The organism is Pseudomonas sp. (assembly GCF_026224925.1).
GTDB lineage: Bacteria > Pseudomonadota > Gammaproteobacteria > Pseudomonadales > Pseudomonadaceae > Aquipseudomonas.
This window is the reverse complement of sequence record NZ_JAMFRV010000702.1, coordinates 1-23,499: the sequence shown is the minus strand read 5'-3', so window position 1 is coordinate 23,499 and position 23,499 is coordinate 1. Positions and strand designations below refer to the sequence as shown.

At 52.7% G+C, this 23,499-nt stretch carries 26 protein-coding genes, 1 tRNA gene and 2 pseudogenes; 12 read left to right on the top strand and 17 right to left on the bottom strand.

Features of this window, described 5'->3' with window-relative positions:
- The 3 genes from M0974_RS29405 to M0974_RS29395 form a co-directional block, all read left to right on the top strand.
- The coding region (locus tag M0974_RS29405) for an aldehyde dehydrogenase family protein (RefSeq protein ID WP_297845344.1) at nucleotides 1–687 on the top strand (687 nt) is incomplete at its 5' end.
- A 175-nt stretch (nucleotides 688–862) separates the two neighbouring features.
- Nucleotides 863–1,111, top strand: a complete 249-nt coding sequence (locus tag M0974_RS29400) for a CopG family ribbon-helix-helix protein (RefSeq protein ID WP_297845340.1) — start codon at nucleotides 863–865, stop codon at nucleotides 1,109–1,111.
- Complete coding sequence (locus tag M0974_RS29395) at nucleotides 1,089–1,379, top strand: type II toxin-antitoxin system RelE/ParE family toxin (protein ID WP_297845337.1); 291 nt, start codon at nucleotides 1,089–1,091, stop codon at nucleotides 1,377–1,379. Before M0974_RS29400 ends, M0974_RS29395 begins: the two co-directional genes overlap by 23 nt.
- 344 nt (nucleotides 1,380–1,723) lie before the next feature.
- Here the strand turns inward: M0974_RS29395 and M0974_RS29390 are convergent.
- From M0974_RS29390 to M0974_RS29350, 9 genes and pseudogenes are all read right to left on the bottom strand, one after another.
- Nucleotides 1,724–1,825 (bottom strand): annotated as a pseudogene (locus M0974_RS29390) (type II toxin-antitoxin system RelE/ParE family toxin); the annotation flags it as partial.
- A complete protein-coding gene (locus M0974_RS29385; RefSeq protein WP_297845333.1) occupies nucleotides 1,815–2,069 on the bottom strand; it encodes a type II toxin-antitoxin system Phd/YefM family antitoxin in 255 nt (84 codons plus the stop codon). The gene M0974_RS29385 and the pseudogene M0974_RS29390, both read right to left, overlap by 11 nt.
- A gap of 148 nt (nucleotides 2,070–2,217) precedes the next feature.
- Nucleotides 2,218–2,550 carry a DUF2845 domain-containing protein gene (locus M0974_RS29380; protein WP_297845330.1) on the bottom strand — a complete coding sequence of 111 codons (333 nt, stop codon included), beginning with the start codon at nucleotides 2,548–2,550 and terminating at the stop codon, nucleotides 2,218–2,220.
- A 422-nt stretch (nucleotides 2,551–2,972) separates the two neighbouring features.
- Entirely contained in the window at nucleotides 2,973–4,337 is a 1,365-nt protein-coding gene (locus tag M0974_RS29375) for an ATP-binding protein (RefSeq protein ID WP_297845327.1), read from the bottom strand.
- Entirely contained in the window at nucleotides 4,334–4,996 is a 663-nt protein-coding gene (locus M0974_RS29370; RefSeq protein ID WP_297845324.1) for a response regulator, read from the bottom strand. The genes M0974_RS29375 and M0974_RS29370 overlap by 4 nt, the downstream gene beginning before the upstream one ends.
- Nucleotides 4,997–5,153: 157 nt before the next feature.
- Complete coding sequence (locus M0974_RS29365; protein WP_297845322.1) at nucleotides 5,154–5,963, bottom strand: SDR family oxidoreductase; 810 nt, start codon at nucleotides 5,961–5,963, stop codon at nucleotides 5,154–5,156.
- Nucleotides 5,950–6,639 carry an iron-containing redox enzyme family protein gene (locus tag M0974_RS29360; RefSeq protein ID WP_297845319.1) on the bottom strand — a complete coding sequence of 230 codons (690 nt, stop codon included), beginning with the start codon at nucleotides 6,637–6,639 and terminating at the stop codon, nucleotides 5,950–5,952. Before M0974_RS29360 ends, M0974_RS29365 begins: the two co-directional genes overlap by 14 nt.
- Nucleotides 6,636–8,116 (bottom strand): annotated as a pseudogene (locus tag M0974_RS29355) (AMP-binding protein). Before M0974_RS29355 ends, M0974_RS29360 begins: the two are co-directional and overlap by 4 nt.
- Entirely contained in the window at nucleotides 8,106–8,783 is a 678-nt protein-coding gene (locus M0974_RS29350) for a thermostable hemolysin (protein ID WP_297845317.1), read from the bottom strand. Before M0974_RS29350 ends, M0974_RS29355 begins: the two are co-directional and overlap by 11 nt.
- A 171-nt stretch (nucleotides 8,784–8,954) precedes the next feature.
- Here M0974_RS29350 and M0974_RS29345 point away from each other — a divergent pair, with 171 nt between their 5' ends.
- Nucleotides 8,955–9,497 (top strand): cytochrome b, encoded by a 543-nt coding sequence (locus M0974_RS29345; RefSeq protein WP_297845315.1) that lies wholly within the window; start codon nucleotides 8,955–8,957, stop codon nucleotides 9,495–9,497.
- Between the two features lie 20 nt (nucleotides 9,498–9,517).
- Here M0974_RS29345 and M0974_RS29340 read toward each other — a convergent pair whose 3' ends face one another.
- The 5 genes from M0974_RS29340 to M0974_RS29320 form a co-directional block, all read right to left on the bottom strand.
- Nucleotides 9,518–10,210, bottom strand: a complete 693-nt coding sequence (locus M0974_RS29340) for a sensor histidine kinase KdpD (RefSeq protein WP_297845312.1) — start codon at nucleotides 10,208–10,210, stop codon at nucleotides 9,518–9,520.
- Nucleotides 10,207–11,811: a response regulator gene (locus M0974_RS29335; RefSeq protein ID WP_297845309.1), complete on the bottom strand. Its 1,605-nt coding sequence runs from the start codon at nucleotides 11,809–11,811 to the stop codon at nucleotides 10,207–10,209. The genes M0974_RS29340 and M0974_RS29335 overlap by 4 nt, the downstream gene beginning before the upstream one ends.
- Nucleotides 11,812–11,985: 174 nt before the next feature.
- The gene (locus M0974_RS29330; RefSeq protein WP_297845306.1) at nucleotides 11,986–12,315 is read right to left on the bottom strand and encodes a hypothetical protein; all 330 of its coding nucleotides are present in this window, start codon (nucleotides 12,313–12,315) and stop codon (nucleotides 11,986–11,988) included.
- 282 nt (nucleotides 12,316–12,597) lie between these two features.
- Nucleotides 12,598–13,047 (bottom strand): hypothetical protein, encoded by a 450-nt coding sequence (locus M0974_RS29325; protein WP_297845347.1) that lies wholly within the window; start codon nucleotides 13,045–13,047, stop codon nucleotides 12,598–12,600.
- Nucleotides 13,048–13,349: 302 nt separating this feature from the next.
- Nucleotides 13,350–13,526 (bottom strand): hypothetical protein, encoded by a 177-nt coding sequence (locus M0974_RS29320; RefSeq protein ID WP_297845305.1) that lies wholly within the window; start codon nucleotides 13,524–13,526, stop codon nucleotides 13,350–13,352.
- Between the two features lie 512 nt (nucleotides 13,527–14,038).
- Between M0974_RS29320 and M0974_RS29315 the strand changes: the two genes are divergently transcribed.
- From M0974_RS29315 to M0974_RS29300, 4 genes are all read left to right on the top strand, one after another.
- Nucleotides 14,039–15,319, top strand: a complete 1,281-nt coding sequence (locus M0974_RS29315; RefSeq protein ID WP_297845303.1) for a site-specific integrase — start codon at nucleotides 14,039–14,041, stop codon at nucleotides 15,317–15,319.
- The gene (locus tag M0974_RS29310) at nucleotides 15,316–15,927 is read left to right on the top strand and encodes a hypothetical protein (protein ID WP_297845300.1); all 612 of its coding nucleotides are present in this window, start codon (nucleotides 15,316–15,318) and stop codon (nucleotides 15,925–15,927) included. Before M0974_RS29315 ends, M0974_RS29310 begins: the two co-directional genes overlap by 4 nt.
- 288 nt (nucleotides 15,928–16,215) lie before the next feature.
- Entirely contained in the window at nucleotides 16,216–16,482 is a 267-nt protein-coding gene (locus tag M0974_RS29305; protein WP_367279066.1) for a helix-turn-helix transcriptional regulator, read from the top strand.
- Nucleotides 16,472–19,297, top strand: a complete 2,826-nt coding sequence (locus M0974_RS29300) for a DUF927 domain-containing protein (protein ID WP_297845296.1) — start codon at nucleotides 16,472–16,474, stop codon at nucleotides 19,295–19,297. Before M0974_RS29305 ends, M0974_RS29300 begins: the two co-directional genes overlap by 11 nt.
- Before the next feature lie 938 nt (nucleotides 19,298–20,235).
- Here M0974_RS29300 and M0974_RS29295 read toward each other — a convergent pair.
- Both M0974_RS29295 and M0974_RS29290 read right to left on the bottom strand, forming a co-directional pair.
- The gene (locus tag M0974_RS29295) at nucleotides 20,236–20,664 is read right to left on the bottom strand and encodes a hypothetical protein (RefSeq protein ID WP_297845293.1); all 429 of its coding nucleotides are present in this window, start codon (nucleotides 20,662–20,664) and stop codon (nucleotides 20,236–20,238) included.
- A 27-nt stretch (nucleotides 20,665–20,691) separates the two neighbouring features.
- On the bottom strand, nucleotides 20,692–21,063 hold the full coding sequence (locus M0974_RS29290) for a hypothetical protein (protein ID WP_297845290.1): 372 nt from the start codon (nucleotides 21,061–21,063) through the stop codon (nucleotides 20,692–20,694).
- A 117-nt stretch (nucleotides 21,064–21,180) separates the two neighbouring features.
- Here M0974_RS29290 and M0974_RS29285 point away from each other — a divergent pair, with 117 nt between their 5' ends.
- The 3 genes from M0974_RS29285 (at nucleotide 21,181) to M0974_RS29275 (ending at nucleotide 22,834) form a co-directional block, all read left to right on the top strand.
- Nucleotides 21,181–21,402, top strand: a complete 222-nt coding sequence (locus tag M0974_RS29285) for a helix-turn-helix transcriptional regulator (protein WP_297845287.1) — start codon at nucleotides 21,181–21,183, stop codon at nucleotides 21,400–21,402.
- 246 nt (nucleotides 21,403–21,648) lie between these two features.
- Nucleotides 21,649–22,470 (top strand): DUF4393 domain-containing protein, encoded by an 822-nt coding sequence (locus M0974_RS29280; protein WP_297845285.1) that lies wholly within the window; start codon nucleotides 21,649–21,651, stop codon nucleotides 22,468–22,470.
- Nucleotides 22,471–22,624: 154 nt separating this feature from the next.
- Nucleotides 22,625–22,834, top strand: coding sequence for a hypothetical protein (locus M0974_RS29275; protein ID WP_297845282.1), 210 nt, complete (start codon nucleotides 22,625–22,627; stop codon nucleotides 22,832–22,834).
- 143 nt (nucleotides 22,835–22,977) lie between these two features.
- On the opposite strand, the gene M0974_RS29270 is transcribed toward M0974_RS29275, so the two are convergent.
- Nucleotides 22,978–23,065, bottom strand: a tRNA-Ser gene (locus M0974_RS29270).
- Nucleotides 23,066–23,186: 121 nt separating this feature from the next.
- Between M0974_RS29270 and M0974_RS29265 the strand changes: the two genes are divergently transcribed.
- Nucleotides 23,187–23,499: Bax inhibitor-1 family protein (locus tag M0974_RS29265; protein WP_297845279.1), on the top strand; the 313-nt coding region annotated here is incomplete at its 3' end.

Genomic DNA, 23,499 nt, shown 5'->3' with positions numbered 1-23,499 from the left:
TCGTTCAACGGCCAACGCTGCACCGCTCTGAAAATCCTCTTCGTTCATGAAGACGTGGTCGACAGCTTTATCGAAAAATTCAATCGCAAACTCGACACCCTCAAGCCGGGCATGCCTTGGGAGCCCGGCGTATCGCTGACGCCGCTGCCGGAAATAGGCAAGACCGACTACCTGAGTTCAGTCGTGGCCGACGCCGTCAGCAAAGGCGCGAAGGTGGTCAACGCCAACGGCGGGCAAATTCGCAGCTCGTTCTTCTACCCGGCAGTGCTGTACCCGGTGACCACCGAGATGCGCGTCTATGCCGAAGAACAATTTGGCCCGGTGGTGCCCATCGTCCCTTATCGCGATTTAAATACCGCGATCGACTATGTGCTGGAGTCAGACTTCGGCCAACAACTGAGCCTGTTCGGCAACGACTCCTCTGAAGTCGGTCGCCTGGTTGACACCTTCGCCAATCAGGTCGGGCGCATCAACATCAACGCCCAGTGCCAACGCGGCCCGGACACCTTCCCGTTCAACGGCCGCAAGAATTCGGCCGAAGGCACCTTGTCGGTCCATGATGCGTTGCGGGTGTTTTCGATTCGGACGTTGGTCGCGACCAAGTTCCAGGACGGTAACAAAGCCCTGATCAGCGAGATTATTCATAACCACGAGTCGAGTTTTTTGACCACTGATTATATTTTCTGATCATTTAAATAAGGATTGACCGTGACCGATGTCAGCCAACGCGAGCGCATTCGCGGCATCCTGCGCTGGGTGGTCGCGGCGTTCTATTTCACTGCCCAGTTGCATTAGCCTCAGTGAGTGATTACATTACCCATCAATGTATACAGCGTATACGACATCACGTAAGGAATAGATTATGGCTTCGCCTGTCTTGTCATTCCGCGTTGAAGAGGTGTTGGTAGAACAGCTTGATCAATTGGCTTTGGCCACTGATCGCGATCGTCAATACCATCTCAAGCGCGCCTTGGCTCGTTATGTTGAATCTGAATCCTGGCACGTCAAAGCCATCGCCGAAGGTATGGCTGATGTCGAAGCTGGCAGGGTGACTGATCTGGAAACTGTCAAAGCAAAGTGGGTAAAGCGTGCCGCTCATCGAACTGACTGAAAAAGCACAAAGCGACTTGGATGCGATTCATGAACATTATGCATCGCACTCAGGCGACCACAGAGCTGACACCGCTATCGCAGACATTTTTGAATCCATTGAACAGCTTAAAATCTTCAAGGGGATGGGCCGCCCTTCTCAGGCGCCTGACGTTCGTGAACTGGTTTTAACCCGTTACTCTTTCATCGTTGCTTACCACGTCGCTCATGAAACAATCTCGATTGTGCGCATTCTTCATGAACGCAACGAACGTAATCGCGACTGGTAAGGTTTCAGAGCCATGCCACCCCAACCAGCCATGGCCTGCAAACGGCCCGCCCGTCGACCAGGGCGATGCTACTATCGCCCCTCATTCGCAACAGCCCGGCATCGTCGTGAACCTCCCTATTATCTTCTTTGTCTGTCCATGACTTCGACCTCTGACACGCAATCCGACCTGCCGACTATTCTTGTGGTGGACGACGAATTGCGCTCGCGAGAATCGTTGTCTCGGGTCTTGAACCCAGAATTTGAAGTGCTTCTGGCCGACTCGGCGCCTGAGGCGCGCAAGCTGCTCGAACAGCATCCGGCGTCAGTGATTCTTTGTAATCAACGCACGCACCGTGATGACACAATTCGCTCCGCAAGTTTTTTCTTGAATTGCTCACACAAGGTGTGTCCAAGTTTGTTCCATTCCTTGCGCGCTGAGGGCAAGAACTCAAGCTTATAAGTCATTCAAGTCCACTGGCTCCGGGGTCTCATGCCGACGGGAACGGACCAGCTCAGCCAAATCCATATCGTCTAAGCGCTCCATCATTGCCTCGAATACATCGGCGGGCACCATGTAACCCATCACGCGATTGTGATTCAGCACAGCGACCGGACCACCGTGCACCCCATTCAATACCGCGGACGGATTTTTCTTCAGTTCGGACACGCTGACGGCCACGTCGGCCATGTCGGCCAAAACACTCTGCATGATTATGGCTCCTATCCAGATCGTAATCTTGATCTTTTACCCGCAGATATGGCAAGCCATGAGGTGCTAGCGCACGCGTGGGCGGGAGCAATGATGACAGTGGATAGGTTGAGGTCTAGAACAGAACCGAGGCATTGGGCACCGCCAATCACTCCCGCTTAAAATCAATCGCAACGAGTTTTTCATCGATAAACCGTAGATATTGATAAGCACCACCGTTAGGCCCGTAGACCCAAATACTTATAACGGCGGCGTTCAATCGTGGAACACCATTGGGCCACCTTGCAGGGCCTTCGCTACTTTTTTTGAACGGCTCTCCGCACTTTTCCATCACGGTTTGCATAGAGTCGCCATTATTGATTAGCCCTGTGCCGCAGCGGGTTGCCGCATTTGCTTGTCCAAAGACAAACGGAATGAGCAATACAACGCAGGTGAGCACGCTGGATAGCTGACGGTTCGAGTAGCAGAAAAACGGTGACATGTGCGTCGCTCTGGGTCTTCTGAGCGTGAACTGTACTCCAGTAGCTTTGGCGAATCGCGCCAAAGAGCGAGACACGTTTTTTTGGGGCCGACGAAAGCGGACTGTCAGGAACCACCAAGTCAATCCATTCGCAGGCAAGCCTGCTCCCAAAGGGTGAGCTGCCCCAAGTCCGGCGGTATGCCGAGAACCTGTGGGACCGAACTTGTTCGGGAAGCAGACGACGCGGTGTACCAGACAGACCGAGGCGTGGCCTTCGCGAACAAGTTCGCTCCTACAGAATCTGAAATATCGCGTTATTTGCCTTCCCGAATGAATTCGCTCCCGTAGGGGGGTGACCAAGGTCTGTGGATGCTTTCAAACATAGAATCTCCAACAGAATGTGCGGCAGACCCATATTGTGCCTACAGGATATCCAGGGAAGATCAAGCAAACGGTATTTTCAACGTCGCGCGAAGCCCGCCGTTCGCCAGGTTGTCCAAGCTTACTTCACCACCATTAACCCGAGCGGCCTTTTGCACGATGGCCAGCCCAAGACCCACCCCCTGATCATTACCTCGACTGTAGAAAGGCTCAAACAGGCGGTCACGCTCCACTTCGTCGATGCCGGGACCTTGATCGTCGATTGTCAGCAGAAAATGACTGCTCAGAAAAGACAGGCCCACAGTAACCTGACCGCCTTTAGGCGAGAAGTTGACTGCATTGGTAATGAGGTTGTGCAGGGCAACATTGATGGCCTCAAAATCAACGGTAACCTCGTGGGCGTTCTCGACACATTCGAATGAAAGCTCCAGACCTTTGCTCAGTACCCAGGGTGTGAGTTGCACCAGGCTTTCGCGCACGGCGCTGACCAGATCCACAGGCGTTTTACTGGCGCAAGACGCGCTTGGCTCCAGGCGGGCGATAGTCAGTAGTTGGTTGACCAAACGAGTGGTGCGATCAACGCCAATGATCAGGTAGCCCAAAGATTCACGCCGCTGTTCTTCGTTGCGTGCCTCCAGTACGTTTTGCGCATGAACCCTAAGCACTGCCAGTGGTGTGCGCATCTCATGAGCCGCGTCGGCAATAAATCGGCGCTCGCGGTTGAGCAGGTCCTGAATTTGCCCTAGCAACCGGTTCAAGGCAGCCTGCATCGGTTCGAGTTCACTGGGCAATGTCAGGCGCAGCGGTTGCAGCGACCCGGAATGACGCCCCCTGAGGGTACTGGCAAAGTTGGCCAGCGGCTTTAGCCCCCAACTGATAGCCAGCCAGATAGCCACCATCAGCACCACACTGCCGATCAGGTTCGGCAACACTGTGTGACGAACAATGCGGTCGACCAGATCTGAACGCACATCATCACGCTCCCCCACCCAAATCCTCAGCCCGAGTTCAGCATCCTTGAGTATAAACACGCGCCACTCGATCCTGTTCAGATCAACAAAGTAGCTAAAACCCGCGCCGTCCGGACGGCCGGTAAACGTCGGCGCACTGGCCGTGCGCACCAGCAAAGTGCCTTCGTTGTCCCACACCTGAAAGGCGATCTTGCTCTCATAAGGATGCCCGTCGCCCCGCGACTCGGCCTGGCCAAGCGCATCATTGAACGCCTGGTAAAGTTGCACGTGTTCCGCGCGGTCCAGCGGCATGCGCATGACGCCCTCCAGCAATCGCGCATTTTGCGCTAATTGCGCATCGTAAACTTCGGCGATTTCATGGTTGCTGTCATACACGTTGAAGAGTGTCAGAACCAGCAGGCCGACCAGCAGCAGGCCGATGATCAGGGTCAGGATGCGGCGACGTATCGAGTTCAAGAACGCTCCTCCACCAAGTAGCCCACGCCTCGAATCGTACGGATCAGATCACTCGAGAATTTTTTGCGCAGGTGGTGGATATGCACTTCAAGGGTGTTGCTTTCAGCCTCCTCGTTCCAGCCGTACAACAACTGCACCAACCGTTCGCGGGTCATCACTCGACCAGGCGGCGAGAGCAGTTCGTATAGCAGCTGGTATTCCTTGGGCGTCAGGGCAACCGATTCGTTGTTGTAGCTAACCTGTTGCGTGCCTGGATTGAGGCTGATACCTGCGTGCTCAATTAACACCTTGGCACGACCGGCGCTACGGCGTAGCAAGGCGCGCAGCCTGGCCTTCAGCTCAGAAACATCGAACGGTTTGATTAGGTAATCATCAGCGCCGGCATCCAGTCCGGCTATCCGGTCCTCAGTAGCGTCGCGTGCGGTGAGGATCAGTACAGGCACATTCGAGCCGCTGTGGCGCAGCATACGCAGTACCTCTAGGCCATCGAGTTTGGGCAAACCAAGATCGAGAATCGCCAAATCGAAGGTTTCGCTGAGCAACGCATGCAGTGCACTGCTTCCATCCTTGAGCCAGTCGACGGTATAACCTTCTCGATTGAGGGCTTGAAGAATGCCTTCTCCGAGTGCAACGTCGTCTTCGATGAGCAGCAAACGCATGGTTTCTCCGTTATTTGAGCTTCTTGTTCACATCGACCAGCAATAGCTGGGTCTCTGTTCTACGGCCCGCATCAGCCTATTCACAATCTGGGCGGGCTTGAGCATAGTGCCCTTGACGGAATTGATGATCACCCCAGAAGAGCAAAAGCGATTCTGTTCATAGTTTGTTTTTCTCTTCTAAAGAGGTGTTACTCAAGAGACGAATCAGGGGCAGATGCTTGCGCAGTCCTCGGTCGACCAAGGTTGGCAAAATGCTGTTAAGCCCGACAAAAAAACGTTCCGGCCAGCCGAGATAAAGTTCTCGCCGATCACCGGCAATAGCATGAAGAACGGCCTTGGCCACGTGTTGCGGATCATCAACGTTGGAATTCAATGCATCGTTCAGCGCTTGGGCGGCGGGGCTATTCATTGCGGTTCGGGTTGCCCTTGGCGCAACGTACAGGACGCCGACTCGCGTATCCGCCAGCTCACGACGCAGTGCTTCGGAGAAGCCGCGTAGCGCAAATTTGCTCGCGCAATACGTCGCATACCCTGCGTAGCCAATAGAACCGTACGTGGAGCCGACATTCACCACCATGGCGCTTTGGGCTTGTTTCAGCAGCGGCAGCATCAAGCGAATCAACAGGATCGGCGCATGCAGGTTGATCGTCAGCATTGAGTCAATGTCGCTGGCCGGTAACTGCTCCAGCATAGCAAACTGGTTGATGCCAGCAGCATTGATCAGCAGGTTGACGCCGGGTATGGCCTGCGCCGACGTAGCCACGTGCTTACGGCCTTCTGGAGTGCAAAGGTCGGCTTCGACCCAATGCAGCAAGTCCGGATAGTGTGCAAGCAACGGCAGCAGAGGTTCTTCGTGCCGGGACACTGCCAGCACTTGCGCGCCCTGCTTGCACAATGCCTCGGCAATGGCCAGGCCGATGCCACCGCTGGCACCCGTCAGCACAACCCTTGCTTCAGAGAGTTGCATGCGCAGATTCCTCGAGCGTGTTTACCTGGACGCCAGGCAGGTCGCGGAACATCTCGGTGTAGAGGCGATAGACGACTTTGGAGGCGTGAATCACTGCGGCTTGATCGTGTGGATCGTCTACCCGGTCCATCAGCTTGCGGTAGGTTTCCATATGTCCGATGTCAAGGCTGCCGTGGGAGCTCAAATAGCTGAAGGCGGTTGCTGGAAGCTCAAGCCTTTGGCGAATGCTGTCAGCGGCGTGGGTCGCCAGCGCAATGCTGGTGCCCTCAAGGACGTTGACCATACCGAACAGGCCTACCGGGTTGCCGCGTGCAATCAGGTCATACAGAAACGCGACCATCAGTTCGATGGGCGTTCCAGGCTGCCCATCACGCACAGCATCGGCGTCAGCGCCACAGGCGCGCAGGTCATCGAGCACCCATTGCTCATGGCCGTATTCATCCTCTATGTAATCGCACACCGCCGCGCGAAGCCATTCCAGGCGCGTAGGCAGCCGTGCGCCACAGGCCATCATCAACGGGACGGTGTGACGTACGTGGTAATAGGCCTGGGACAGAAATGCCCGATAACTTTCCAGTGTGACTTGGCCCAGTAACGCCTGATGAATGATCGGCAGGTTGAATAGCGTTTCACGCTCTTCGCGAGTGGCGTCCTGCAAGGTTTGAAAAAAACTCATGATGGAATGCCTTCAGCTTGATTCGATGAAATAAAGTAGTGGCCGTACTGACTCAGGATCGCGTCTCGGCGCGGCCGACCATTGGCCGTGGCCAGGCCGTTGGCGGTACTGAACGGCTGCTCAAGCCTTGTCCAGCCCTGAATCCTGGCGTAGTCGGGTAACGTAAGGTTGGCCTGCGCTACGGCTTCGGCGAGCTGGAGATCAGTGATATCGGGATGATTGGGCCAGAGCAACGCGTGGTTATGCGGCATGGCTTCGCCATAGACGAAAGCCTGTGCAATTAGTCCGCCTTGGGTGAGTTCGGCTTCTATCCATTCAGGGTTGACGTTGCGACCGAAACTGGTGACGAATTGGTTTTTTTTGCGACCCCTCAGGTACAGATAGCCTTGGGCGTCGAATTCGCCCAGATCGCCCGTCGGCCACCAGGCTAAGCGGGCTGCGTGTCGCCCAAATAACCCAGCATCGGCAAGCCACCGATAAGCACTTCACCGTCCTCGGCCAATCGCACCTGAATATGGGGTAGCGGTCGGCCAACACTTCCCGGCCGATGCGCCCCCGGACGGTTAAGGGCAACCACAGAAGCGCACTCCGACAAGCCATACCCTTCGTAAATCGGGATACCCGCCGATTGCGCGCGCAACAGCAAATCCACGCTGACACAGGCGCCTCCCACCGCGACGAAGCGCAGCATCGTGGCATCGAAAGCGCCCTTCTCGCAGGACATGACCAGCAGCAATAACAGCTGCGGCACCAAAATCATGCTGTCCGGACGTCTTTGATTTAGATACGTCAGCAAGCGTGGGGTATCGACCCCGCTGGCGCCCTGAATACCCAATGCCTGCTGACTTGGAAGGCTGATCCTGGCGCCGGCATACAATGCCGCGTAGCAACCGATATTTTCCAGCAGGATCGCCAGTGGCAACAGCGTCAGGTGGTGCTCGGGTTTAACGGACTGGCTGGCCTCGTACAACTCACGAGAGACGGTCAAGATGCTGTCCGCACTGAGGCAAACGCCCTTTGGGGTTCCTGTGGTGCCAGAGGTAAAAGTCAGTTTGGCGGTCTGGGCAGGCATGTTTCCGGAAGTGGTAAAGGTGCGCCGCCAAAACTGTCCAGATACGTCATAGTGCGCCGCTTGCAGCTCCGCGCCATGTGCTTGCTCCGCTATGACTAGGTCGGCATGGCTCTGCTCAAGGCAGTGCAGTCGCTGGCTGACGCTAAAAAAGGGCGGCAAGGCCACGCAGCTCAGCCCCTCGAATAGAATCGCCAAGTCCCAGATCAGGGCGTTCGGCCCGTTATCCAACACAAGCGCCACTACCCGCGCGCCGGCGTTGCGGAGCAATTGTCGACGCAGCTCAATTTCAGCGAAAAGCGCTGCATAATCGAGCCCCAGGTCCTCTCCCCATAGCGCGATCTTTTGTGGCTGCTCGCTGGCGAAAGTCGACAGCCGTTGAAAAAAAGCTTCACGCTCACGCGACATAGCAGCTTTGCTCCAGTGTCAGTGGCAGTCCGAAACGCTCAAAGAGGCCTATTTTGCTAAGGTGCAAGAAGCCGGACCGGATGTCGCCAACATGCACGCTAGGCTGCGTTTCATAGTAACTGCCCCACGCGTGACGCTCGTCCCCAAGGCGCAACGGATCCGCCTCGCACAACGTGACCGGACGCAGGCCGAGTCGATTGAAGCTATTTACCAAACCGATATTTCCCGTGAAGGCGACCCACTCCAATCCGCCCATCGCCAGCAACCAGGTGATGGTGATAATGCTTATCCGTGCGCTGCCGAGGCTGCTGGCAGCGAGATTGCCGACTTCAACGATGCCCTGCCGATCAACCGGGCGTCCGGCGGCGGCGTGAACCTGATGTTCAATGGGGTCGTCCAGGTAGTTCTCCAGAAACAGCCTCCCGGACGTGGCGAGGCGGATACCGGCCACCGCGCAAAGCGTGCCAGCGCCATCATTCAGCCCGAACAGTTCGGGCATGAAGTGGCGCACATCAGCGTTGTGGGCCTTGCGAAAACGCTCCTGAATGAACGTTTCGAAATCATTGCGCAAAGGCTCTTGCGGCAAGGCACGAGTGAGGGTCAGAGCGGGCGCCCCGGCGTTGCCGAAACACAATGGCAAACAGATGTTCCAATCAATATCAGGCATTGGCGAAGTTCCTCCCCCCAGTCAGCAAGTGGGGGGAGTATCAATGCGGTTTCTTAACGCAATCTGAAGGTGGCAAAAAATCTATTGGCCACGCCTTCAAGCTGCCTTAAGACTCCCTTAAGACTGTGTGTCTAGAGTAAGGGCTGCCATTTCACTTTCAGAGTCGTATTCATGAACCAAGCTTCAGTTTCACCCCGTTATGGAAAACTATCGATGACACTGCACTGGTTGATGCTGGCGCTTTTCGTCGGTGTCTATGGCTGTATCGAACTCAAAGGCTTACTGCCGAGAGGGAATGCGTTAAGGGGGATTTTCCTGGGGATGCATAGCGTATTTGGGCTGTCGATTTTTGCCCTGGTGTGGATTCGTTTGCTGGGACGTTTAAAGCCTGCGCCGAGCATTTCTCCACCGCCGCCAGCTTGGCAGACGGGCATGGCTCACCTTATGCACTTGGCGCTTTATGCGTTGATGATTGCAACGCCGATCCTTGCCTGGCTGATGCTCGCGGCAGCAGGTAAGCCTGTTCCGTATTTTGAGTTTTTCTTGCCAGCCCCGGTGGCTGTCGATCCGGAGTTTGCCAAGCAGCTCAAAGGCTGGCATGAACTACTGGGCAACGCTGGCTACTGGCTAATTGGTTTGCATGCGGTGGCGGGTCTGGCCCACCACTATCTAATAAAAGATGACACGCTCAAACGCATGCTCCCTAGACGCTAGTCTGGACAATCGACGAACCTTCAGGGTAGGTAAATAGAGAACTTTGCGCCGCCCAGCTTGCCACCGTTGGCTAACTCGATGTGCCCACGCACGCCGTTGCGTTCGTGTCGTTCAGCGATGCGTGCAGCGAAGTAGAGGCCCAGGCCCGTGCTGCCGCTACGTTGATTGATGCCTTGGACAAAGTCTGACTGACGCTCGATCATTTGCGCCGGGTATCCTGGGCCGTCGTCATTTATGGTCAGCACCCACTGACCGTCTTCTTCGTGGGCGCTGATCACTAGAGCGTGGCGGGCATAACGGATCGCGTTGATAACGACGTTTGCCACCACCGAGCCAATCAGTTCACGGTCAAAGAACCCGAGTTTGTTAAAGCCCTCGACTTCGTAGCTCGCGGCAATGCCATGACTGCGCAAGACGTCCTGATGGCTCGCCAACAACGCTTCGATGAAATCATCGAGCTCTTGGTAGTCGGGGCGTAGCGGTAACTGGTTGACGCCCAGTTTGTATAACCCGAGCAGTTGCACCAGCATTCCGTTGAGGTGAGCGAATTCGTATTCGATGGCCCCATGCTCAGGAATGCTTTGTTGGGCTTCGGGCAGCTGCATCAACCACTGGCTGTGAGCATTCATCAACGTCGACAGGGAGTTCTTCATGTCATGTACGACGGAGGCGATCACCATTGAGAAGTCGAGCCCCTCATCGTGTTCATTCATGCGCCGAACGCCTTGGTTTGCAGTTTTCGGTAACGTTCATACCGTGGATCGGTGTCAGGCATCATGCCAATCATTTTCAGGCAAACCCGACACTCTTCAAGACCCGTAGCATCTGGCGGCGCGCCTTTCACATAGAGCAGTGATTGCACCATGTTCAGCGCGATACTGATGTTCTTCGACTGCAACGCCAAGGCACGACGGAAGAAGTCTTGCGCTTCGACAAGATTACCGGCCTTGTAGCTGCGCACACCTTGAAGGTTGAGGTCGCCCGCAGCCTTGCCCGCACCGAGGATCGCGGGGTCATCGGTCAGGCGTGCGATACCCTGCATTACCGTCGGGTCATCTCCGTAGATCTCCACGCAGTTTTTCAGTATTCCGGCGCCTGCATCTTCTTGACCCAATTGCTGCAGTTGAGCAGCAACCAATAGCGCCGTCTCGGCGCCAAAAAATTCATCCATGCCCCCAAGACGTGCCAACGCCTGCTCAGTCAGTTTCGCGGCGGCTTCAGGGTCCGAATGTTTCAAGCTGGTTGCTTTCATCAAGCCCGTGCGTAGCTGGAGACCCTGATCGTCTCCATATTCCTTCGCCACATCGCCCAATGTCTGATTGAGCTCCACCCGGGAGCGGGCATCCAGCCCATTGTCACCATTCTTGCTGATCAGCGCATGCGCCAGGCCGAGGTTGCTCTCTGGGTCCTTGAAGCGCGAATACTTGCCTTGGGCCACTGCATGGCGATAGGCCTTGGAGGCGCTTTCAAAATCTTCGTTGCCCAGTGCCAGTTTGCCCAGTAACCGTTGGCGACGCACCGCTAAGGGCGACAAACGCACCGCAGCCTCAAGTACGCTTTGGGCACGCTTGACCTCACCAAGGTTAACCAATACATCAGCCAGACCATCGTAGAGCGTCGGGATCATCGGGAAGGCAATGATGGCCCGCTCGTAAATCGCCTTCGCGTCGGTGGCCTTGCCGCCCTTGAGCAACAATTTGCCAAGTCCCGCGTAAGCCCAAGGCGTGGCGCGGTCGGCCAGGATATCCTTGAGAAAGCTTTCCAGCGCGTCGTTCTGATTCAGATCGCGCAAGGCGTTGGCCTTGTAGCGTAAGCACAGGGGACCATAGCGCTGATCCTGCTCGGTAAGCTTGGCGCAAGCGGCCAACACTTCGACAGGCTTATCGCGATCAAGCGCTTGAAGAATAGGTTTGAGCAACGTCTTGCGCTGAACAAGCTTTTCAAGCCGCTGGGCCAGCCCGGCGCGGTTAAACGGTTTGGTCAGATAGGCGTCTGGCTCCCACTCCAGAGCACTCATCACCATGGCTTGGCTATTCTCGGCAGTGACCATGATAAAAATAGCTTCATGGCTCATCAGCTTGTCGACCATCAGGTCTTCGAGCACCTGCTGGCCATTTTTCTTACCGTCGCCAAAGTTGAAATCATGCAGGATAAAGTCATAGCGCTTCACCGCACACATGGCCAGTGACTGCTCGCCCGTGTCGGCGGTATCTACTTCCACAGCACCCAGTTCGCGCAGCATGGACCTGACCGAGCTACGAAAATCGGAGAAATCGTCGGCGATAAGAAAGCTTTTTTTGTTGTACGCCAGCATCGAGATTCCAGTCATGGGAAGTAAGAGAGTTAGCCCCATGCGATTACCATGCAAGGCCGAATTCAGCGCCGCAACCCCCACCAGCGTTCTATCGCGTGAGGAGGCGCTCAGTCATAAGATGCTTTTACCGTATTTGCAGGAAAAAGACAGCATCCACAGCCCGGCAATCGCTTATTACTGAGCGTCTTTCAAATAATCCTTGAGCGCAGTTAATGGTGCATCCAGTGCTTCCATCGTCTCTGCGCTATTAAAACTGCCTGACAGTTTATGAAGCTCCTTCCCCAGCGGCGTATCCACCCCACCTAGAGCGTTCAGCGCCAGCCCCAGGCACGCGTCCATTTTAAGCTGGATAGCATCGATATCGCCTCTACGCAGCAATAAGCCAAAAACATCTTTCTGGTAATCACTCATCACTGCGTCTTTACGCCGAATCGGACTGTCACCCTCCTTTTCGTACGCCAGCTTGAGGGAAAAAAGGGCAACTGTTTCCAGTGTTGATTCCAACGGGTGAATCCTTGTGGGTGGGTATCTGATCCTAAACCTGTATCGGCTCGTGTGCGGGAAACAGAAGAATATTTCAGAAATTTTGAAAACAATCCGGGAAAACGACCCTAATGTTCTCGCAATGCAGAACATATCTCAAACACCAGACATGAAAACGGGGAGGCTCTTTTCAGAGGTCTCCATGGACCTGTTACGGGTCGCGAGACTGATGAACGAGTAATTTCCAAAGCATGTTCACTGATCTGAGCACGCATCTCGAAGAAACACATGGTTTCAATGCTGCTAAAACGGATCGTCTGAAGGCATTAGCTCTGCAATTTCCGGTATCCATTCATTTTTCAAAAAGTCCTGAAATGGACCCTCTGCTGGCATATCTCGAAGAGCGTATTGCTTCAGCGCCGCCTCTGCCCCTTCCGATATAGGGTGATTCACTACCTCGTCATGGAGAGCAAAGAATACCTGCTCAATGGTCAGCGCTTCGATAGCAGGTATCGTCCAATGGAATTTGGTCAGGATACGATGATTGGCAGCACTGATACCGGGAAGAGGCATCCATACCGTCCCGTACTTTTTTCTATAGTCTCGAAGATAGATTTCCATTCTGAAAATCTGAATCGCTCTAGCTTTGGTCTGGGTATAGAAGCCACCGTCAGTGGTAGGCTTCCCTCGAACAGACTCGATCTGGCTTATTAGCGTCTGGAAGAACTCAGCGTAACTCTGGGTATTTTCAATAATTTGTCAGGCCTCCAATACCTTTGGGTAGAGCCCAAAGCTAGCACGGAAGGATGCTGTATCAGGAAGCAAAAGGGGGAACGAAGCAGAAAGGCGACCAATCGAAGCACCACCATCGACGAACAACGTCTGCCCCTCATGAAAGCGCTCCTATTCAGGCATCAAACGCGGTCGCCGAGGCTGCTTAGTCTTTTAGAAATAAACGACCGGCCGCCCTTTGGTATGCCAGTGGGCTGAAACCTTGGTGCCACCGATTCCGCTCAAATTTTTGAAATTTGAAATACGCCAGAAAACACGTGCGGTCATGCAAAGAACCCATGGTTGATTCGCTCTAGGGTTTCTTCTGCCGCGGTATAACCGGGAGTCGTGGCGGCCGCTTCTAAAGCGGATATGCCGCCGACGCTGACCGCATTAACTCCGTGCTTAAACAAATTATCGATAGCCACCAATGAGACGCCCCCACGGATGACTGCATCCATACGATGCGTCTTTGGCACCGCCCATCAGCTCCATCACTTGCGATTCTGGATAAATCATCACAAAGCTCCTCATGCCGGCAATATGCCAAACACGTTAGGGCAAATTTCCGAAAATATGGATTCAGAAATGTATCCGCTCATGTACCGAGATTAGATAGCGTTTTCAGCCATGAGACCAAGCCTTGGGGCCCCCAATGTTGTCGCAATGCTGAACACATCTCAAACGCCAGACATGAAAACGGGGAGCCTCTTTTCAGAGGTCTCCCCGTTTCATGGGTTCCCGTTTTGTTCCTTGAATCTTCTCCAGAGCGCGTGTGCTTCTGGAAAAAGCCCTTGAGGAACAAGGGATTGTATGGCGGAGGCGATGTCCGCCAGATTAAAGTCCAGGCACTTCCATAAAACTCCTATATCCCCTTGTTTTGTTGGGCCGTATGTCATTTTTATATTCGGCTACGTCCAGCAGGATTTGCTATCATCCACTAAATAATGTGGGATGAAATGAGGGATGCTCTTTGGGAAAGGCAACAGGACCACATCGCGAAAAAAGACTTTCGGCCGTTTCAGTTCGTGCAACCAAAGACCCTGGGCGATACGCCGATGGCAATGGGCTTTACTTAATTGTCGACCCATCTGGAGCAAAACGGTGGGTATTGCGCATAAATGTCCAAGAAAAACGACGGGATATTGGCCTCGGAGGGCTATCGGTTACTACCCTCGCAGAGGCTCGTGAAACAGCTCTAGAGTACCGAAAAATTGCCCGAAATGGCGGTGATCCGGTAGCTATTCGTCGTCAAACACGAGTGGTTATTCCCACGTTTGAAGCTGCGGCGAGAACAGTTCATGCCGAACACTCCACATCATGGGCGAACGCAAAGCATGCAGACCAGTGGATCAACACGCTAACAACTTACGTATTTCCCAAGTTCGGGGATCTACCTGTTGATCGGATCAACACACCTGAAATCCTAGGAGCACTAGCTCCGATCTGGCTCACAAAGCCTGAGACGGCAAAACGAGTCAGGCAGCGTATAGGCACCGTTTTAGATTGGTCAAAGGCTGCGGGGTTTCGGACCGGGGACAACCCTATCGATAGCGTAAGCAAAGGGTTACCCAAACAGCCTGGAAAGGATGAGCACCACGAAGCGTTGCCATATGCTGAGCTACCAGCGTTTCTCCAGAGCCTCCGAAAGACCTCATCCAGCGAGCTGGCGACGCTAGCCTTCGAATTCTTAATTCTAAACGCGAGCCGTACCGGTGAAGTCCTATTGGCGAAATGGAGCGAGGTTGACTTAAGCGATGGCGTCTGGACGATCCCAGCCAGCCGAATGAAGGCTAAACGTGAGCACCGAATTCCGCTCACCCCTACTAGTATCGAGTTGTTGACCCGTGCCAAGGCTCTAGCTGATGACAGCGACTATATTTTCCCAGGGCGGGACGCTAAAAAACCCATGTCCAATATGGTCTTCCTGATGATCCTACGCCGTATGGGGCTGACGATTACCGCCCACGGTTTTCGATCTTCATTCAGAGACTGGGCATCGGAACAGACAACTTTTTCACGTGATGCCTGTGAAATGGCATTAGCCCACACGATCAAAGACAAGGTGGAGGCTGCGTACCGGAGAGGCGACTTGTTTGAAAAGAGGCGAGATTTGATGCTGGCATGGGCCGCTTTTGCTGCCTCGGTCAAAGAAAGTCATGTGGGCGACACAGACCTTAATAAGCGTGACTCAGCCCTGCCCTTGGCATCTGCCGTCATCGATACTACCCAAGCGCCAGAGGCGCCGATATGACTGAAAACGACGATTTGCCAGACCTCTCCGTCCACTTTCCCGTCGATGGACATTATTGGCGAGATTTTGAAAGCATCACGATCCCGGATGCTGCACTGCTTTCTCTTGATATAGAGCCAAGAGCAATTCTGGAGCTTCGACAACAGGCACAGGATGATAGAGCCTTTGATTTTCTGGCGGGGGCCTTTGAAACTGAGGAGCCCCTTTTACACCTAGGGCAACAGCACGCGGAATTTGAACATCGTCACGCCGTGATCTCAAACGCTGTCTCCTGCAAGGTGCTGCCCACCGTTGGAGAGCAAAAAAAAGGTACGCCAAAAGAAATTCGTTTAGTCGACTTTGTAACCTGGGCCTCAGCGAAGCAGTGGCCTATGCCAACGTGGCTAAGCGAGCTTGGAGCCGCACCACCTCAACCCAAAGCCCGCCAGGGGCGAGAAAATCAACACGTAAGGACTCGAAATCAGTACCGCCAATGGCAGCAGGAAGCGGAACAAATAAAAAGCACCCACCCCACCTTATCTGAGTATGACATCGCGAAAATTATCAGTAGATCCAGCATCGGCGGCGAGAAGTCCCCTCACACCATCAGAAAACACATCAAAGTCTAGGACTGGACGTTTTCCCCATTCAGCTATGCCCATCACTACCCCTACCTGTGCGTAGCTACATACCCCTCCTGACCGAAAAATTCCTGACCGGTCAGCATGCCTTTTTACGCCTAGCCCTTGCCCTGACTGGGCTTCAGCAGAGTTGACCGAAAATGGTATCGGTCAACCCGAGCAGTCACAGTTTGATCCGTGAAATCGTTCACTTGAACGGTTGAGCACCAACGAGTTCCCCTGCCTTCAGGTCATCGATTTGATAGCGGCGGGAATGGATCACTACTGAAAGGACCAATGATGACTGACTCAGAAATCGACGTTGCCGCTCTGCAAGCTAAGCACCACACGCTATCCATATTTCGTCTTCCTAAGGTGAAAGAAATCACCGGGAAAGGACGCTCTAGCATTTACGCAGAAATCAAGGATGGAACTTTTCCTCCTCCCGTTAAATTGGGAGCCCGTGCAGTGGGTTGGAAATCGACAGACGTATACGACTGGATGAACAGCCTAACTCAGAAGCAAACAGGCAATGCTGACCGGGGGATGGCTCATGGCCGGTAAAAAAATCGATTTTCAAAAACTTAACCTTAAACTGATCGAGCTCTTTGACGACTTAATGACTGGACTAGGACTGAACGGCGAACTACGGGGAAACGAGTTTGTAGCTTTCAATCCAAAACGTAACGATAGCGAGTTGGGCTCCTTCAGCATCAACGCTACCACTGGCGTATGGGCCGATTTTGCAGAGGATGACAACGCAAAAGGTGGCGACCTGATTAGCCTTGTCGCCTATCTGAAAGACGTACCCCAGGTCAAAGCAGCAAACATGCTGATAGCTTCGATGAAAAGACCCGATGAACAGAGAGCTCAACCTCTCACTACTCCTACAGCAAGTGCCTCACCCTCAACGAGTAACACTGCAAATCGTCGTCCTCAGAGACGCCAGAATACTGATCCGGGCACTCTACTCTACCCCGCGCCAGCCGGTGCTCCTGACCCAATTCAGAGCTACCATGGGCTTGGTTACCCCTCTATGTCGTTTCCCTATCGCAACGAGATGGGGGATCTGTTGGGTTACATCCTTCGCTTTGATCTCGACGACGGCAAAACCATCCGTCCAGCTCTACTTATGCGTAGTCCAGCCGGGAGAGTTTCTTGGCGTTTCCATGGTTTTCCGACCCCGCACCCTCTTTATAACCTTGATCAGATAGCGACGAATCGAGAAGCGCATGTACTGTTAGTGGAGGGGGAAAAAACTGCGAACGCAGCACGAGCCCTGTTCCCTGATCATGTCGTGACAACTACCATGCACGGTGCAAAAAGTGCTGGTAAAGCTGACTTAACGCCGTTGGCGGGGCGTGAAGTTATGATTTGGCCTGACCACGATAAAGCAGGGCAAGACTACGCTGAACAGGTAGCGAACATTCTTGTACAAGGGGATCACCCCGCACGAGTGAAAATCATGCAACCGTTTACTTGTGAGCCTGGAATTGACAGCGTGACCGGTTCCCTATGCCTGACCCCCGGATTCGTACCACCGACAGGTTGGGATGCAGCAGATGCCGTAGCAATGGGATGGACAGCGGAGCATATTTCGCTGCTTCCCGATTGCACATTCGAGCCTATGCACACACCTGGACCGGTGATTCGCTACGGTAAATTTCTGATTCGTGACGATGGCGTGTTCATTGAACGTAAAGATAAAGAAGGCCCGTACCTGACGCCTCTCTCCTCACGTATTGATGTAGAGGCGCTGACCCGCAACAAAAATGGCCAGCAATGGGGGCTGTTACTTAAGTTCAAGGATCGGGACGGTAATGTTCATGAGTGGTCGATGCCTCGCGAGATGCTTTCTGGCCGTGTCGAAGACTATCGTCGACAACTCCTAAGCCTTGGTGCCGACCTCGCCCCAAAGGGTGGAGCTGACTTTCTAACAGAGTTTTTAATTGCCGCTACCCCTCAGGCTAGAGCCTTGTGCGTTGACTCCACGGGTTGGCACGGCAATGTCTTTGTTCTGCCCAAGCGAGTATTCGGCCAAGACGCAGAGCCAGTTTTATTCCAAACAACGGACGCCGTTCGCCATCCTCCATTCGGCACCTCAGGAACCCTTGACCAATGGAAGATTCATGTGGGCGCTAAATGCGTAGGCAACTCTCGCATGGTAACCGCAGTGTGTATCGCAATGGCTGGGCCGCTCCTGGATCTATTGGGTGAAGAAAACGGCGGATTCCATTTTCGTGGCGCCAGCAGTAGCGGAAAGACTAAAACCTTGAGCGTGGCGGCGAGTATCTGGGGCGATAAAGGCATGGTGCGTATCTGGCGTACTACTTCTAATGCTATTGAATCGTTGGCGATGGAACATAACGAGTGCGTGCTAATTCTGGACGAGCTAGGACAAGTCTCCCCGCAAGATGCAGGCGATATCGCTTATACACTTGCCAATGGTCAGGCGAAAGCCCGTGCAAACCGAATGGGAGGTGTTCGTCCTATTGCCTCCTGGCGCTTACTGTTCATCTCCACGGGTGAAATTGGGTTAGCTGAACATGTAGCCGCCGGAGGTGGGCGCATTCGTGCGGGACAAGAAATTCGTATGCTGGATATCCCATCAGATGGCGGTTGTAACCTTGGAGTATTCGAAAATTTGCATGGAGCCGCAAGCCCTCAAGCTTTTGCGGATCAGCTACAGCAGCTCTCTGAGGCTTACTACGGGACCGTAGCGGAGGCGTTGCTCACAACATTGACTAGCAATGCTCAAGAGCGTGATCGTGCAGTGAGCATGGTCCAAGCGATCCAAGGGCAGTTCGTCGGTGACTTTGTTCCAGTCGACTCGCACGGGCAAGTCTTCCGTGCGGCCTCCCGCTTTGGCATGGTGGCCGGTGTAGGTGAATACGCCATCTCAATCGGAGCACTACCTTGGGATGCGGGAGAAGCACTCCATAGCGTGCAACGATGCTTCCATTCTTGGCTGGGGGAGCGTGGCGGGAACGTCGCATCCGAAGAGCTTCGGGCCTTGGCTCAGGTTCGCCACTTCCTTGAACAATACGGAGAGTCACGCTTCACTCTGATTGCTCAAGAGGGACTTGGAGACAACAACATAGGTGACAGAACCAATCGCCGTGTTGGTTTCCGTAAGGTACTGGACGATGGAACCACTGAGTATCTCGTGCTGAGCGAGGCATATAAAAATGATCTATGCGAAGGCTTTGACTATAAGCTAGTCACCCGTGTTCTGAATGAGCATGGATTCCTTCAGAGGGGGAGCGATGGGAAATCCACAGTAGTGAAGCGCCTGCCTGGAGTTAGTGGTTCAATCCGAGTGTATGTCATAAATCCGTCAATTTTTATCAGCAGGGAGGCCGCTATTGAAATTGGATGACAGGTATTCCCAATGAGAAAGCATCTACGGTAGGACGAACCCGGAAGGTACATTTTTAAGAGGCAGGGCGACTGTTACCCCGTTACCCTTAGAAAACTCTAATAGTCGAGATGGCTTTGAGATCACGAAGAAGCAAGGCTTGCGCCAGCAAACCAACCAGCAGAGTGTCCATTCATATTAGATTAATTCTTTAGGTAACAGGTGTAGCGGTGTACGCCCCTGACAACATGGGCCGATTAACGATGAGTCGTGTTACCCCTGATGATATTTTTAAACGAAATACATTAATTAATTAAAAAGCAATAAAGACACTCAAATATCCAACCTACTTATTAACAACTTGCGAGCCCAACTAAAAATCCCTGTTATTTCAACAGGGATGATCGCAAGCTACAAGCCACGCATCAAACTCACTATCATTGCTGCTCCTACAATCCCATTACAACGGGCTGGCCAAATTGAGAAAAGTTATTAACCCTGATAGGTATCAACATAGGGGGGGGCTTCCTAGTCCTGATTTTTATCATTAGAATCATCGAGCTCAGAAATGAGAATAGCAGAGATAGCTGTGACAATAGCAACAGCAATGGTGCGAAGAGCTATGAGTAATACGGGCGACATAGATAAATCTCCTTGGTTATATTGCACTTAACTTATACCAAGGTTAAGCATGAGTATTAGGTCACCTGCGCTTATGCAAACAGAAAATGCCGCCCGCAACAGGGATTTGCGCATCCGTGCTCTCGACCGAACACAATCCTCAAACTTAATGTCGTAAATACTTCCTGCCGCCCTCGAAATGTTTAGCGCACCGCCATATCCTAAGTGCAGCAGTTCCATGTCATTTCACCATGTCCTTGTACAGATTGCATAGGACATCTGACGGCTCCGAAGGATGGGGTGATTGGTTATTTTTGCAGCATTAGCTTTTACTCGAGTTAATTCTTGGGCAACGTGATATATTCAGGAATAATTCTTCCGTTGCTTTGGCACTCTAGACTAGAGTCATCTTTAGAAACATTAAACCCGAACTTCCCTTCGCTAATTGGTGAAACAGAAAACTCGATCGACATTTTTTCTTCTTCAGAAATAACCCCACCAATTTTTACATTTGGCCTTTCACTCTTGATAAATAATATTTTTAGATCTTTTCCATCAATCAAATAAGTTCCTTTATCGACCAAAACCCCACCTAGCCCAGGCATTGTCCGCTCTACATTCTTGCCTTCAGAAAAGTCATATATCGTATGCCAGTCATACTTCCCCTTACATAGATATTTACCCTTCAACTCTACTTTATCTGAACAACCAGCTAAAGCTGACAATACTAAAACCATTGAAGCTGCGCAAATATTAAGCTTTCTCAAAACGAATTTCCCTATGGTTAACATTGATTACTTAGACCCCATCAGTTCCCGAGTACTGTACATTCGAAGAACTGTACTGGTCGTCGGAACCAAGAAATCGATACTTAAAATCCCGTCTTCAGCGATAGAAACCACTTCATATTGCAATCCGGACTTAAAGCCTTGGCACAAATTTCTCGAAAGTAGGTAATCTGTCATTTTTTCATCATTGTTTGAGTTTGCATTAATTAAATCCTTTACAAATTCTGAAGTCCTACACACAATTATATTCCTGTTGGTGGTATCGGCCTGGCTTAAAGCAGAGCACATCATAGCCATCATCATGACTACAACTTTCAAGCCTGAACCGTTTAATATCCGCCGCATGTGGCTGCTCAGTACAAATATCTTCTCGTTCATGGCTCATCCCTACAACGCCTGTTCGCCCTCAAGGCGATTCTTGAACATCAATGTATCAGTTAGTGTGTCAACGATTGGTGTGTTCACGATTAGAGCACGGCAACCCATCATTCGGGAATGCAGACGAACCAAAATTTCAGAAAGAACTTCGGCCAACGAATCCGAGAGCTTCGCAGTGAGCAGGGCTTCAGTCAGGAAGCCTTCGCTGACCGGTGCGGCTTCGTTCGGACGTACATGTCTCGTATTGAGACTGGCACCGCCAACCCTAGTCTAGATGCAGCCAAGGTGCTTGCTGATGGGCTTGGCTTGTCGCTATCGGAACTATTACAGGGCCTGTAATGTTGCGCTAGGGGCGGCTCTATGGCGAATTCGTAGGGCCGCGAGGCGAGCCTGTCGTGTCCAACTGTCAAAGACTAATCAAAGCACCTGCCTCCTAGCTTACTGCGTTCAATGGTTTTACTGATGAACTGGATGCCCAATGGACGATGGCAGACGTTGTTCAGGTGCTGCGTTGTTAACCCCTGTCTGATAGCCTCTTGCCATGGCATTCTACCTCGCAACTTCATTACAAGGATTGGGTGCTACATGGGCGAAGAGGCTGGTGGTGAAAAAAACGTCAAGACGACAATCGACGCGGTGACAGGCTTGTTCAAAGCCGTCCCCATCTACGATGATATGGTTCAGCCAGTGGCCAAGCAGCTTGGTAAGTCATTGGAAACAGTTGGTAAGGCCATCAACGTCGCCCTCGCTCCTGTTGGCATCTTGGTTTGGGGCTATGAAAAATGCCAAGAGTTCATATCGACAAAAGTGGCGGATCGCCTGAAGGACGTCGCACCTGAAGACATCATCACCCCAAAGCCAAATGTGGCTGGCCCTGCAATCGAAGCTTTGCGGTACACAGGTCACGAAGAGTCATTGAGCGACATGTATGCAAACCTTCTTGCTGCCGCCATGGACAAGAACACTGCCAATGAGGCTCACCCTGCTTTCGTGGAAATCATCAAGCAACTGACTCCCGATGAAGCGAAGTTGATTGCCTACTTCATGGAGCCCTTAGCTTTTCCACTTATTACCGTTAGAGCTGGCGAAAAGGAGTTCGGCACGGGTAACTATGATGTGGCCGTTAATGTCTCGTTGTTTGGGGAATTGGCAAAGCTTGACCTTCCCGATCTAGTGCCGATGTACATTGACAACTTATGCCGCCTTGGATTGGCAGAAGCCCCTCCCGCCTATGTCTATTCTGATAAGCATCTTTATTACGAGCTGGAGACTTCGTCACGGGTAGAGGCTTACCGGCAGCAGGTAGCACTAACTCCAGAGCTTATACTTACGTTAGTCCGAGGTGGCGTAAAGGTTACTAGCTTTGGAAAGCAGTTCGGAGACATATGCATCAGGGGGCGGAGTTAGTTTTTCTTAATGGAAACCTTGAAAAGCCCGAAGAAAACTTCTTTCCCGGTGAGCTTGGTTAGAACTTTAGTTTTGAGGCCGCGCCCCTGAGAGCTAGAATTTTCAGGGTTTCCCATCAGACATGAGCTAGCTCGATTCGGCGTGAACGCTCAACATGGCGGCTTTGCGCACAAAACGCGAGAGCATCGCCACAGCTCTGAAAACCGTTGACCTCAACGCTGACCCAATCAAAGCCAGAATTGATAAGCTCAGCCAGTACCATTATCAAAGAAGAAAGAATGCGGTTGGCGCAGTATTTCTGTCAGGTTTTTTGATCAGTGGCGGGGGCGCCAGCCCTGAAAAGCTAGCTTTGACTGAATCATAGGATCTCTTGGCGAGAATCAGTTTTTCCAGATGAACGTTAACGCCTTCCTGAGGCATCCAAAATAAAATGTGGGACTCTTTGTGGGTTGCCAGTACGGCAGATACGAAAAAGCCCTGAATATTCAGGGCTTTAACGTCAAAATATGGCGGAGGCGATGGGATTCGAACTCATGGACCTGTTACAGTCGGCAGTTTTCAAGACTGCTGCCTTAAACCACTCGGCCACACCTCCGTTCTGTTGCGGGCGCCATAATACCCGAATGAAACACACTGTCAAACTCTGATGCTAGCCAATCGTAATGCCTCTGTTATGATCTTTACGTCTTAACATTTCAACCACCGGGAGTTTCGCCATGCGCGAGCAGGATTACGCAGTTAACAAAGGCGTGCAGGCCGATCAGCTAGAGATTAGCCGCGTCCTGCGCAATACGTACGGTCTACTGGCTATCACCCTTGCTTTCAGCGGTGTGATGGCTTTTATCGCTCAGCAAAATCACGTTCCTTATCCGAACGTGTTCGTCGTGCTGATCGGCTTTTACGGCCTTTTCTTCCTCACCAACAAATTACGCGACTCGGCGTGGGGTTTGGTTTCGACCTTCGCCTTGACCGGTTTCATGGGATACCTGCTCGGCCCAATCCTCAACCGTTACCTGGGTATGCAGGGCG